Source organism: Furfurilactobacillus cerevisiae (assembly GCF_048961765.1).
Lineage (GTDB): Bacteria > Bacillota > Bacilli > Lactobacillales > Lactobacillaceae > Furfurilactobacillus > Furfurilactobacillus milii_A.
Genome location: NZ_CP185253.1, coordinates 1,168,724 through 1,182,241, shown reverse-complemented (window position 1 = coordinate 1,182,241; position 13,518 = coordinate 1,168,724). Strand labels below are relative to the sequence as shown.

General features: G+C 39.8%; 9 protein-coding genes and 1 pseudogene. All 10 read right to left on the bottom strand.

Annotation, left to right across the window (positions count from 1 at the left end; all coding sequences use genetic code 11):
• Positions 1 to 58: 58 nt before the first annotated feature.
• The 10 genes and pseudogenes from ABUE36_RS05590 to ABUE36_RS05545 all read right to left on the bottom strand — a co-directional run bounded on the left by ABUE36_RS05590 (position 59) and on the right by ABUE36_RS05545 (position 13,454).
• Positions 59 to 1,633: a peptide chain release factor 3 gene (locus tag ABUE36_RS05590; RefSeq protein WP_421017326.1), complete on the bottom strand. Its 1,575-nt coding sequence runs from the start codon at positions 1,631 to 1,633 to the stop codon at positions 59 to 61.
• Position 1,634: 1 nt separating this feature from the next.
• On the bottom strand, positions 1,635 to 2,756 hold the full coding sequence (locus ABUE36_RS05585) for a glycosyltransferase (RefSeq protein WP_421017325.1): 1,122 nt from the start codon (positions 2,754 to 2,756) through the stop codon (positions 1,635 to 1,637).
• Positions 2,757 to 2,827: 71 nt separating this feature from the next.
• Positions 2,828 to 5,824: a hypothetical protein gene (locus ABUE36_RS05580; RefSeq protein WP_421017464.1), complete on the bottom strand. Its 2,997-nt coding sequence runs from the start codon at positions 5,822 to 5,824 to the stop codon at positions 2,828 to 2,830.
• Between the two features lie 246 nt (positions 5,825 to 6,070).
• Positions 6,071 to 6,163: pseudogene (locus ABUE36_RS05575) on the bottom strand (KxYKxGKxW signal peptide domain-containing protein); the annotation flags it as partial.
• A gap of 50 nt (positions 6,164 to 6,213) precedes the next feature.
• A complete protein-coding gene (locus ABUE36_RS05570) occupies positions 6,214 to 8,469 on the bottom strand; it encodes a glucosaminidase domain-containing protein (RefSeq protein ID WP_421017324.1) in 2,256 nt (751 codons plus the stop codon).
• 156 nt (positions 8,470 to 8,625) lie between these two features.
• Complete coding sequence (locus tag ABUE36_RS05565; protein WP_421017323.1) at positions 8,626 to 9,738, bottom strand: AI-2E family transporter; 1,113 nt, start codon at positions 9,736 to 9,738, stop codon at positions 8,626 to 8,628.
• A gap of 10 nt (positions 9,739 to 9,748) precedes the next feature.
• Complete coding sequence (locus tag ABUE36_RS05560) at positions 9,749 to 10,522, bottom strand: LicD family protein (RefSeq protein WP_421017322.1); 774 nt, start codon at positions 10,520 to 10,522, stop codon at positions 9,749 to 9,751.
• Entirely contained in the window at positions 10,522 to 11,082 is a 561-nt protein-coding gene (locus ABUE36_RS05555) for a DUF402 domain-containing protein (RefSeq protein ID WP_421017321.1), read from the bottom strand. The genes ABUE36_RS05560 and ABUE36_RS05555 overlap by 1 nt, the downstream gene beginning before the upstream one ends.
• 120 nt (positions 11,083 to 11,202) lie before the next feature.
• Positions 11,203 to 12,324, bottom strand: a complete 1,122-nt coding sequence (glf, locus tag ABUE36_RS05550) for a UDP-galactopyranose mutase (RefSeq protein ID WP_421017320.1) — start codon at positions 12,322 to 12,324, stop codon at positions 11,203 to 11,205.
• Positions 12,325 to 12,437: 113 nt separating this feature from the next.
• On the bottom strand, positions 12,438 to 13,454 hold the full coding sequence (locus tag ABUE36_RS05545) for an IS30 family transposase (RefSeq protein ID WP_054644560.1): 1,017 nt from the start codon (positions 13,452 to 13,454) through the stop codon (positions 12,438 to 12,440).
• Positions 13,455 to 13,518 lie beyond the last annotated feature (64 nt).

Below are 13,518 nucleotides of genomic sequence, written 5' to 3'. Positions count from 1 at the left end.
TTAAGGCAATAAACATATAACCATAAAAAAGACAGCAAATAGCTGTCTTTTGAAATCTTTAAAGTCTTGATGTTAGTTTAACATTTGGATACTTTTGAGAGAACCAGTTTTCCGCAAATTTGTTCTCAAATAGGAATAATGGCTGATTTTCTCTATCTTTCACCAGTAAATTACGACTAGAAGCCATATTTTCATCAAGTTGATCTGACTCAATCCAACGAGCAATTTTATTGCCCATAGTTTCCATTACGACTTCGGAATTATACTCGTGAAGCATTCTAAATTGAAAAACTTCAAACTGCAATTGTCCAACTGCACCAAGTATATAGTCATTACTTGTGTATGCTCGGAACATTTGGATAGCTCCTTCTTGTACTAACTGTTCTATTCCCTTATGAAATGACTTCTGCTTCATAACATTTTTGGGTGTAACGTGAACAAATAATTCTGGTGTGAATTGCGGTAGTTGTTCAAATTGAAAATCATTTTTACCGGAGTAAATTGTATCACCAATTTGAAAGTTGCCAGTATCATAGAGCCCAATTATGTCCCCAGCAACTGCAGTGTCAACATTTTCACGTTCCTCAGCCATAAACTGAGTTGAGTTATTTAATCTCAACTGTTTTTGACCACGCTCTAAAATGACGTCCATACCTTTTTTAAATTCACCAGAACAAATACGTACAAACGCAATCCTATCACGATGATTGGGATTCATGTTAGCCTGAATTTTAAAGACAAAGCCAGAAAACTGCCTGTCCGTCGGATTCACTACATCACCTTCGCGTGTTTTATGTTTCGAAGGAGCTGGTGCATACTCTAGGTATGTTTTTAAAAAACTTTCCACCCCAAAATTGGCTAGCGCCGAACCAAAGAAAACTGGCGTCAGGTCACCACTAATTACTTTTTGCTCGTCAAATTTATTCCCCGCAGCATTAATAAGCTGTATTTCGTCAAGTGTGTCAGTCCAAAGCGAATCCTTGTGCAAAGGATCCTCTTCATTGATGTCACCATTTGAATCAAGTGGCAAATAACGCGTTCCATCCGCTCTTGACTTGTAGAGTGCAACTTGTTGATTGTATATATCATAAAGCCCTTTAAGGCCTTGTCCCATGCCAATTGGCCAATTCATTGGATAGGTTTCAATACCCAATACATCTTCTACTTCTGAAAGCAGATCCAGGGGATCCCTGCCGTCACGGTCCAGCTTATTCATAAATGTAAAAATAGGGATACCACGCATCTTACATATTTGAAATAACTTTTTTGTTTGAGGTTCGATTCCCTTTGCCGAATCGATAACCATAATTGCCGAGTCAACAGCCATTAAGGTTCGGTAGGTATCCTCTGAAAAGTCTTCATGTCCAGGTGTATCAAGAATATTAATTCGCTTATCAGCGTAGTCAAATTGCATGACGGAGCTTGTCACTGAAATACCACGCTTTTTTTCAATTTCCATCCAATCTGAAGTTGCAAATTTTCCAGACTTTCTTCCCTTTACAGTTCCGGCTTCACGAACAACGCCTCCAAAAAGTAACATTTGTTCTGTAATTGTTGTTTTACCTGCATCAGGATGTGAAATTATGGCAAATGTCCGCCGTTTATTTACGTTCGTCGATAGATCGTCATTCATATTAAACCTCTTGCTTATTCATATTCAGGTAATAGTTATATAAATCCATTGAAGACTCTGCTATATCATAGCCTTTACTACGAACCACAGCGTTGAAATCACTTCTTTTTGTCATGGAAAAATGTTTAACTAATCTGCTAGCTGTGTTGGCCCATTCATCAACAGAAACAGCTAAATCTAAAAAAGTGACTAGTTTTGAAATGCTAACTTCATCTGTAACCGTGTTCGCACAAACAATTGGTAATCCATTAGCCTGCGCTTCGATTAAGACATAAGGGAGACCTTCATGTAGTGATGGAAAAATCACGCAATCGGCAGCCGACATGATTTCTGCAACATCTTCACGAAAGCCCAGCATCAATACATGATCAGTTAAATCATCATTTTTTATCTTTTCGACAATTTTTTCTTCGTCTTCTCCGCGACCGACTAAAATCAATTTAGCTGTTGTATCAGTAACAAGTATTTTCTTAAAAACATCCAGTACAAAACTTTGATTTTTAACTCTGTTTATTCTGCCAACATGTAAATACACATTGGTTTCTGAATCAATATCAAACTCCTGCCGCATTCTTTTACGCGTTTTTTCATTGAAGGCAAAGTGCTGCGTATCAATGCCATTTTTTATTAATGTTACTTTGACTGAGCTCGGGTAAATATTAGCGGCTAAATTGGAACACGTTAAATAATCAGTTACGTCATGCTTTGTTATCATTCTTCCTATGCCGCTTACAGATTTTCTAACTAACCCGTTGTCATGAGCACTGTTGTGCGACTGAACAATAATTCTCTTAGCGCCTGCTCGCTTAGCTTCATGAAACTTAAACGCACGTAATAAAGAATCAACATGAAAATGAATAGCATCAAAATTTTTCATTTCGATATTTAAGTATCTCTGCCATTCCCTTAAAGCAGTTAAAGGTTCTTCATGAAAGCTGGGAAGCAGCGTATAAGACATATTGTGCTGGTTCATAAATTCGGCGCTATTATTCTCGGAGCCATCTAGTAAAAAATGAAACTGAACTTCACCGTTATTAATTCTCGAATAATTTTGCAAAACAAATTCGGTAATTCCACTACCGGTACTCATACCATCGTTACCACCGTTAACAAGAACTTTCATATAATCCTCCAACTAAAAAACTATCATACTATGCATTGTACCATAGCCTAACTCAGGGTTTTAACTCTAGGCTAAGAAGCTCCAAGCCATGAACCATCACTGGAAAAATGATTTAAAGTTCCATTCAACATTTGATTACCAGATAACATTCGACCATTTGAATTGAGGTAATACCATGTTCCCCCAATTGATTGCCAGCCGGTCAGCATTACACCATTTGAGTTGAAATAAAACCAACCGTTATCTGTCCAAACCCATCCTGTCTGCATACGCCCTTTATCATTGAAATGATACCAGTGATTATTATCATTCAACCAGTTTAACTGCATGTTCCCATTATTAGAGAAATAATACCAATTGTTCGAATCATCAACCCAATGAGTTTTCATTCGGCCATTTTCATCAAACAAGTACCAATTACCATTCACTTCATGCCAATCTGTTTGCATGACGCCATTTTTTTCAAAGAAATACCAATCGTTCTTGTCATACCTCCAGCCGGTCTGTAAGACACTCTTATTAAAGAAATACCAATTACCATTCATTTCTTTAAAACCATTCACACTTAGCTGACCAAAATCGTCTGCGTAAACTGTTTGATTATTATACGTCTGCCAACCCGGCCGAATAATGCCATTTCCATCTACTAGGATTGGTTGATCATCAACAACTTGGTTCGTTTTGACTACGCCATGAGCATCATTTAACGTCCATAGTCCGGATTTAATTTTCTTCTCCGATAGTCCTGACCATTCACCATTTTTGATGCTGTATAGTTTCCAATCCGAACCGACTTGAACCCATCCGGTATTCATAACTCCATCTTTAGAGGACAAATTATATTCTTTACCTCTGATGGTCTGAAGTCCCTTGTGTAAATGACCGGTAACGTCATCTAAGTAATACCATTTATCTGACAAGTCAATCCAATCGATTTGCATTGCCCCATTGTGATTAAAATAATACGTTGAGTTAAACAGTAATTGCCAACCAGTACGCATGCTCCCGTCTTCACCAAGGTAGTACCATGTGCCATTATCTAGAAGCCAGTCAGTTTTCAAATCGCCAAACTGGTCATAATAAGACCAACTACTATTAGAATCAATCCAACCAACATGCATTGCGCCCGTTGATCCGAGGTTATACCAAATACTATTCAATTCAATCCAGTTAGTCTGCATCGCACCGTTACTAGGCGCTAAATAATACCAAGCGCCGTTGTCCCACAACCATTTTGTTTGCATCACACCGCGAGAGTCGGTGTGATACCAGTTACCACTGTCGTTGATCCAGCCGGTTTGCATGACACCGTTAGCGGTTAAATAAAACCATGAGGCATTATCATCTATCCAACCCGTGCGCATGGCACCATCATTTGCCAAATTATACCAAGCACCATGGTCCTCAATCCAACCGGTTTGCATAGCCCCGTTATCATTAGAAAAATACCAAGTGCCTTGAACTTTAAACCAACCCTGTGCCATTGCGCCACTATTAGACAGATAGTACCAGTTTCCTCCGTCATTTTTCCAACCGGTTTGCATGACACCAGTGTCTGATAAGTAATACTCGCTACCATTAACATTAGCCCAGCCAGATTGCATAACACCACTATTATTAGCTAAATACCAGTGTCCGCCGGACTGAAGCCATCCAGTCTGCATAACGCCAGTGTCTGATAATAACGACCACGACCCATTAACATCAACCCAACCAGTCTGCATGGCGCCATTATCAGCCAAATGATACCAACTGCCATGATCGTCCAGCCAACCAGTTCGCATGGCGCCATTGGATCCTAGGTTATACCAAGTGCCTTGCACATCCGTCCAATCGGTATGCATGACGCCATCATCACCTAAATAGTACCAATTATTGTCTGTGTTTAACCACTGTGTTTGTACCATGCCAATATCGCTTGTGTGATACCAATTGCCGTTACTATCAACCCATTGACTTTGCGACCCATTTTGATCAACATATGCCCATTCAGTTCCACTTTTTACCCAAGTGCTTTTAAAATTATTGAACTCATATTGAACCAGTTGAAGAAAATCAGTCATTGTGTATCCAGTATTAAAAAACTGATTGGCGTTTGTGTTCCAGTATCCATTTGGATCTTGGTGATCCGTATTACCCAACAAAGCAGACACCATCGCGTGAGACCACACTGTGCCAGATAGGGGATCCGAACTTGAACCCAAAGACGGCCTTAAACCGTAATGCTTCAAAATGAATGCTGTGTAGTATGCAGCGTTCACAAGCTCTTTTGCCCATTCGTCTCGAGTGTGAACTTCAACTTGTTCAAACTGAACAAAGTATCCATTTGCTGGATAAGCGGCGCCCCACGCTGCATAGTTTGTATCAGCAATATTAATAATATTGTTTGCGTCAATAAAAGTATGAACAAAGGCACTATTATAATGCTCTTTTTCAAAATTAATTTCGCCGTCAATAGAATCATCGTAGAGCGCTGTTTCATGAACAACAACACCTTTTACACCGCCAAAACCATAGACATACTCTGGCTTAGGAAAATTCCAGACCCCATTAGTGATGCCAACCGGTTGATACCCCATAGAAAGAATATAATCGTTAACCGCCGAACCCGTTGTACTCGAAGCCGCTACACGCGCAAGTGACTGAGGCTTTCCAGTTCTCATATATGCATCCTGAGCTGCACTTTTTGCGGCATTCCATGCAGAATCATCACTAGAAACCATATTAGTTGAGTCAACGGTGATACTAGTAGTATTGCTTTTGCTTGATGATGCCTCTGTTACAGAACTAGTACTTGAATCCGAACTCATTTGACTATTTTGATAACTAGTTTTGTCCGCGTAATTATAGCCTTTTGAAACCGACATTACAGCCGACGAGGTTGATTCCACACTACTGAACGCTACCGAATCAGCGTTACTAGATTTTACAATCGAGTTCATTGAAGGAAAATCGGCAGTAGCTGAGGATGTCTTGTCATCATTGTTTTTTACGAGCGTACTATTTACAGGTGAACCTGTATTTTCTGACATTGCAGACTCATTAGTCTTACCGTTATTAGAATTCAACTTTGTTTCATCACTGTCGCTTTGATTCGCGGGGACACTTGATTGCTGATTTGAAATCGAAGATATAGCACTATTATTTGACCCTATGCTGTTTGAAACTTTGTTGTGACTAAATGTAGCCGAATACGTGTCGTTGACCGTTGATACATCGGAATCTGTAGAATCCTTTTCAGGATCTTTTTTTATTTCTGTTGAAGTCTCACTGCTCGTGGTCACACTAGATAGTTGTCCATCAGCGTTTACAGTCTGCATTCCAGTCAATAAACCACCAAAGACGATAGCACCGCAAAGCCAAATTTTTCCAGATTTAAATAATTTATAACGACGTTTTATATCCATACTTTTCCTTCCAAATAAAAAGGCATGCGTTAACGCACACCCCTTAAAAATTAAACTAACGCACCGTTCGATTTAAAGTTATATAAGACTCCATCAATCTCATGTTCACCTGTTACCATATGACCGTTAACATCCAAATAGTACCAAGCACCGTTGACAAATGCCCAACCAGTCTGCATTGCACCGCTATCATTTAAGAGATACCATACGCCGTCCCGGAAATTCCATCCGGTGTACATCCAGCCACTATCGCTGAGTAAATAATAATGGCCATTGTCATAAATCCAGCCAGTTTGCATAACGCCCACGTTATTAAACCAATACCATGTACCTGAAACGTTTGTCCAACCGGAGTGATGCATTGCACCACTGTTGTCAAAGTAATACCAATGTCCGTCCGACTGAGTCCAATTGGTTTGCATTTCACCTTTGTAATTCAACAAGTACCAAGTACCACGAACTTCACGCCAACCAGTTTGCAAAGAACCATTTGACTCACTTAAATAGTACCAATGACCGTCGGTATTAGCCCAGTTTGTTTGCATTTGTCCAGTGCCATTTAACAGATACCAAGTACCACGGACATCAGTCCAGCCAGAATAATGCATTTGACCGTTGGTTTCATCAAGATAGTACCATGCAGAATCAACATTTCGCCAACCGGTCTGCATTTGTCCAGAACCATTCAAATAATACCAACTACTACCCCAAGTATTTACCCAATTCGTACGCATAGTCCCGTTATTGCCTAAGTAGTACCAACTATTATTGTCGTCTAGCCACCCAGTTTGCATGACACCAGCGTTATTTGAATAATACCAATTATTCGTAGAATCTTGAAACCAGCCCGTTTTAACAGAGCCGGAAGTGCTACCATACCACCAAGTATTTCCTTCGTTCTTCCATGAATATGTCGGCGTGAACGCCATTCGATCAATAGCTGTTAAATTGTAAGTATTGATGATACTCATCAACGTACTAGAGTATGAAGGATCCGTTGCATAACCATCTTGACGAATTAATGTTGTAACTGTCCATGGATTGGTCTGCCAAAGCAAGTTCGCATAACGGGAATTATCATACAAAAAGGCACCATGATCCAAAACACTTTCACTATTATTTGCGTACACACGGAAAGTATCGTAAATGGTGGCCCAGTAGCCATACCACTCTGACGTCGGAAGACTTACACCTTGACCATTATAAGTACCTTTAATCCCAAACAAATTATGATAATAAGCGGCTAAGGAAGATTGTCCCCAAGCGCTTTCCACGATAGCCTGAGCAATTGTTAAAGATGGTAAAACACCGTAACGACGCCAGCCCTCAATTGCTCCAGCCTCTAAACTATCAATGAAACTTTGTTGAGAACTAACGTACGCTGCAGCCACTCTAACTAATGTCTGTGGTTTCCCAGTCGCCTTATAAGTTGCCATTGCCTCAGCTTTTATTTTTGCAACTTCTTCATCGCTAGCTTCTTCAGGGACTATACCCACTGCTTGACTTTGTGATGCTTGCGTGACAGCTGCACTAACTACATTAACCTTAGCATTATCAGAAGAAACAACGCTCGAAGCACTGTCAGCGTTCGTCTTTTGAGTTTCAGAAGCACTGGTGCTTGCTGATGAATTCACAGTACTTTGAGGATTCTCAATACTAGAATCACCTGACTGTGTTGCTTTTTCGCCATTGACTGTATCAGTCGGTTGGCTCGAAGCACTCTGATCAGATGATTTGCTATCAGAAGTCAACGATTGTGTAGCTTTTCCCTGTTCTGCTGTGTAGGTTGATTGATTATTAACCTCTTCATTTTGCGTAGTCTTGCTGTTAGCAGTTGACTGTGATTGCGAAGAGTTTTTATCACCCGCTGCATTTAAGGATTGATTAGCAACACTCGTACTGCCGTTTTGAGCTGAAATCGGTAATGAAGTCAATTTTTGATTGTTTAAAGCAGAAGAGGAAGCCTGACTGGACAAGCTTGAATTAGAGGCAGCGCTAACGTTTGAAACTGCACTGACTGTAGAACTAGCTTCACCAGAAGTAGTTGTTGAAGCACTCTTGTGTGTATCTGTAGAACTAGAAGAAAGAGCAACCGCGGAGCCTTGAACAATCGAATCACTACTTTGTGAACTACCTGTAGCTACTGTCGTATCTTTTGAATCAGCATGAATAGAAGAATTTTGCGCTACTAACCCAAATGAGACCCCTGCAGCAACTAATCCTAACGTAAGCCACTGTTTTCCTTTTTTATACATTTTAAAGTGAACATTGCTTGGTTGAGAACTAGAAACCGTTTTTTTTCTCATAAATAATCCTTCCATCATTAAAAGTAGAGCAACAACACATACATTTATTTAAAATCCCATAAAAGTAATCAATGTAAAGTGTATCAACTTGAAATTTCATTTCAGTTACAGCAGTAATTCATTTCTTTAATAAATAGAACGAATCAGTTCATACCACTAGTCTTGGTTCTCATCCTGCAATTGAAGAATATTCCAAAAATATTGAACCACCGTTCGTAAAACTGCATAAAATGGAATCACAAGAATCATACCTGGAATGCCAGCGATATGACCAGCGGCTAACAATAATATAATGATTGTTAGCGGATGAATTTTAAGCGATCGTCCGATAATATTAGGATAAATAATATTCCCATCAATTTGCTGAACCACAATGACGACTACTATTACCCAAAGCAGTTTCTGAGGAGCTGCTATCAAAGCCACAATTAAAGCTGGCGTAATACCAATATAAGGACCAACATACGGAATAATATTACACAGTCCAGCAATGATTCCTAATAATAAACCAAATGGCATTCCAATTATCATGTATCCAATTGAAGTAAAAAAACCTACAAAAAGGCACTCAATCACTTGACCACCAATATATTGTGAAATTGTTTCACCCATTTTATGTAACAAATCAACAATTCTATCTTGCCTTTTATTCGGTAGAAAACGTTTTAACGCAGGTATGAGTTTATGACCATCTCTAAGCATGTAAAACAGAATAACAGGAACCGTTATAGCCATGATTGTCACGTCAGTAATCATGCTAATAACAGATCCAAGACTGTTCGTTAAGCTGCCGATGAAGGCTTGTGACCACGTTGCGAGAGATCCTTCAAAACTTTTTAAATATTTTGCAACGTCATCATTCTGCAAAATTTTCGAATGACTCATGTAATGCGTCACCGTTATTTGTGATTGCTTAGCAATATGAGGCACGTTGGCTATTAATTGAGTAACTTGCTTGGTTAGTTGAGGAATTAATGAAATTACGCCTAGAACGATTAGTCCAATAAGCAAAGCTATTACAATTAGAGAGGCCCACGAACGATTAATTTTGAATTTCTTAATATGAATCCGCATTATCAATTTGACAATCGGATTAAGCATATAAAACAAAAAACCGGCAACCAAAAGTGGCACAAAAACAACCGATATGAAAACACCGACAGGCCTAAAAATAAAACCGACCTTCGTTAAAATCCAAATGATCGCAACTACAATTAAAATTTCAAGTGACCAAAACAATAAGTTCGAATGGCGTAATTTTTCTAGCATCAATGCCCTCCTACTTTAAAAAGACACGTAAATGGTGCGTTTCTCTGTGATCAGCATCTGGTATTTCCATATAGTTCCCGTAAAGAGAATGCAAATAGGCCTGAAAATTAACAGGTGCATAATAATCATGTCCTTCAAACTTCATCGGAACAGCTCTTGAGAACCAAGCACTCTGATACAGTTTATAATTGTTTGTTCCCAATAAATCAAAGCACACCTCTGTATCCCGTTTATTGTACCGCTGTGCTTTATCGTTAACTTTTACTGCTAATTTATGCGCGTTAACATGTTGCAACAGCTTTACGCCAACACGTTTATACACCGATTTGAGACTGTATTTTTCTGAAGCCCCACGTGAGATTTTTCTCATTGTAATAATCTTGCGGACAAACAACTCCTGTCTTATCTTTCCACTTGGAATATTATCCAATGGGAAAAAATCGATAAAAAGTCCATAACCGCCAATATCACCGGCACCGGCTTCATCCACTTTTGTTTCAGGATCAATCAACTTAGCATATGTATACGGATATTCTGAACTGTTGAGATCCATCAAACGATATTTTTTATCTTTACGTAGTAATGCCAACAATGTTTCATAATCCTGACGCCACAATACAAAATCGACATCATCATCCCAGGGAATAAAACCATGATGTCTCACAGCACCAAGCAGTGTTCCACCATCCATAAAAAGATTCAGTTTGTTTTTCGAACAAAGTTCCTGAACATGATCCATCATTTCTAAAAAACGTTGTCGAACATCCTCTGTTGATAATTGCACTATTGCACCCCTGTCTTGCTTTTCAAAATTTCCTTGTATCGTTTATACCACAAGTCAATATATTCATTTGAGAAAGGACCTTTTCCGTTATTGATCCAGTCTACAAGTATCCGCACATTGCTTTTTAATATTTTGTCTAGTTCAGAACTGTACTGCCATTGACGCCCATGATCCTTGTACTCATCAACGTCAAGCAACTTTTTTTCTTGATTAGGAAAAACTTTTATATCTAAATCGTAATCAATGTATTTTAGACCTTCCTTATCAAGAATGTAGGGTGACGCCAAATTGCAATAATATGACACACCGTTGTCTCGAATCATAGCTACAATATTAAACCAATAATGTTTATGAAAGTAGACAATCGCCGGTTCTCGAGTGACCCACCGCCGTCCATCATCCTCAGTAACAAGCGTATGATCATTAACACCGATGAATTCATTCTCTGATGTTTTTAAGACCATTGTATCCCGCCATGTTCTATGAAGACTCTCATCATGTTTATAACTTTTTATCGCTACGTAGTCGCCTTCCTTTGGGACGCTCTTAACCGGCCTCATATCAAACTCTCACTTTCATAAAAAACATTATCGATGTTTACAGTATAACAAACCTGCCTAAAAAAGTTGATATCTTCAAAAAACAGGCATCGATATTATCTGATGTCTGTTTTACAATCGTTATTTAAATTCCTGGTCCACCGCCGCCAAAGCTGCATGGATTACTTGATGCATATCATAATAGCGATACATGCCAAGCCTTCCACCAAAAAGCACCTTCGGCTCTGATTCTGCCAGCTTACGATATTTAGTATACAATTCATTATTCACCGTGTTGTTAACAGGATAATATGGTTCATCGCCGCGCTTCCAACTAGCCGGATATTCACGGGTAACAAATGTTTTCCCTTTTTCACCCTTACCAAATTCAAAATGTTTATGCTCAATCACTCGTGTATATGGTGTTTCAGCATCGGTATAATTGATAACCGCATTACCTTGGTAGTTATCGACATTCATTTCTTCGGTTTCAAAACGAAGCGAACGATATTGCAATTCTCCCAATTGATAGTCAAAGAATTGATCAATCATTCCGGTAAAGACGATGCGTGGATACTCGCTTAAATATTCATTCTTTTTATCAAAAAAGTCTACACCGGTCTCAACATCGATTAAATCACTTGATAACATTTTTTCAACAATCTGAGTGTATCCACCAATTGGAATACCTTGATATGTGTCATTGAAATAATTGTTATCAAACGTGTATCGAACTGGCAGACGACGAATAATGAATGCTGGTAAGTCAGTTGCTTTTTGCCCCCACTGCTTTTCAGTATATCCCTTAATTAATTTTGTATAGATATCTGTTCCAATTAATGAAATAGCCTGTTCTTCAAGATTACGTGGTTCAGAGCTAGAAATATTAGCAGCAGCTTTTTGTTCTTCAATCTTGGCCTTGGCTTCATCCGGTGTTGTTACACCCCAAAGTTTATTGAAGGTATTCATGTTAAACGGTAGGTTATACAGCTCACCTTTATAATTTGCAACTGGAGAATTGGTATAGCGATTAAACTCTGCAAACTGTTGGACATAATTCCAGATATCTTTATCGGAAGTATGAAAAATATGTGCACCATATTGGTGTACTTGAATGCCATCTTGTTCCTTGGTGTAAATATTACCGGCAATATGGTCCCGCTTTTCTAGTACTTTAACATGTTTACCGCGTTTTGCCGCTTCATAAGCAAAAGTGGCACCAAAAAGACCTGATCCAACAATCAAATAGTCATATTTATTCATTTAAAAATCCTCCAATATTTATTACGCATGCGTTGATCCTGGTAAATATTTTTTCCCGTATTGTCAATCTAAGTGCAACAGTTTCTAGTCCAATCCTATAAGTGGTACACAGCTTAGAGTTCCGGCATCAGTTCCGCCGCACTCCGGTAGCCCAAGATACGACGAGGCCGGCTGTTGAGTGCGTCCTGGAAGCTCTGAATATCAATGATGTCGTAATGGTGGAGTGAGCGACCTTTCGGAATAAACTCTCGTAGAAGGCCGTTCTGGTTCTCATTTGTTCCGCGCTCCCATGGTGAGTACGGATGAGCAAAGTAGACATCAGTTCCTTCTACTGAATCCAGTTGTGCGAACTCACTGCCGTTATCAAAGGTGATGGTGGTGAAGTATTCCGCACCGTAATCATCAATGATGGACTGAAGTCCCACCTTACAGGTACTTGCTTTGTAGTTAGCGAGCTTGATGATGATTTCGAAGCGACTCATCCGCTCTGTCAAAACCAGCAACGCAGGTTCGCTATCAACGCGCTTACCTTTCACTAAATCTCCTTCCCAATGGCCCCCTTGCCGACGGTCTTGAACTTCAATGGGTCTTTCATCAATCGAGGTACCAAGCTTCGTCTTATTGGTGCGGGTATGGGAATGGCTTCGTTTAATTCGCAAGCTGGGTTTGCGCGGTAAGTCGTGGGTCCGTAGTTCGAATCTACCGGCCTCAATATCCCGGTAAACCGTTGGTGTTGAAGGAACAACCTCGTCTGCGTGTTCCCGTTTGAAGGTGTGCACGAAGCTGTCCACACTGTGTACGCGTGGACGTTGCTTGATGGCAGCGGCACAGGCGGCGTAGAACTCGGGGTTCTTCTCAAGCATCGTCTTGGGGCGACACCACTCCCGCCGCTGAGCGTGCAGATAAGCTGCCGTATCAGCAAAGTAAATCAACGCTACCTTATGCCCGGGAATTCGCTGTAGAACGGAGCCACGAGTGATCTCACGCGAAATAGTACTACGAGAGCGGTTGAGTTCGCGGGCAATCCGTGCTTGGGAGAATCCCTGATTGAGCAGAGTTTCAATGCGAACGCGATCAAAATTTGATAGTTGTTGGTAAGCCTTAGAGATGGTACGCTTGATGTTGGTCATGATGTGCCTTTCTTATGTGCTTGGTTGCTTATAAGAATAGGTCATCATGGCCTTTTTGGTCTAT

Excerpts from the sequence above, each read along its gene's own strand:
- ABUE36_RS05590 (WP_421017326.1), bottom strand. The coding sequence starts at position 1,633 with ATGAATGACGATCTATCGACGAACGTAAATAAACGGCGGACATTTGCC.
- glf (WP_421017320.1), bottom strand. The coding sequence starts at position 12,324 with ATGAATAAATATGACTATTTGATTGTTGGATCAGGTCTTTTTGGTGCC.
- ABUE36_RS05555 (WP_421017321.1), bottom strand. The coding sequence starts at position 11,082 with ATGAGGCCGGTTAAGAGCGTCCCAAAGGAAGGCGACTACGTAGCGATA.
- ABUE36_RS05570 (WP_421017324.1), bottom strand. The coding sequence starts at position 8,469 with ATGAGAAAAAAAACGGTTTCTAGTTCTCAACCAAGCAATGTTCACTTT.
- ABUE36_RS05585 (WP_421017325.1), bottom strand. The coding sequence starts at position 2,756 with ATGAAAGTTCTTGTTAACGGTGGTAACGATGGTATGAGTACCGGTAGT.
- ABUE36_RS05545 (WP_054644560.1), bottom strand. The coding sequence starts at position 13,454 with ATGACCAACATCAAGCGTACCATCTCTAAGGCTTACCAACAACTATCA.
- ABUE36_RS05565 (WP_421017323.1), bottom strand. The coding sequence starts at position 9,738 with ATGCTAGAAAAATTACGCCATTCGAACTTATTGTTTTGGTCACTTGAA.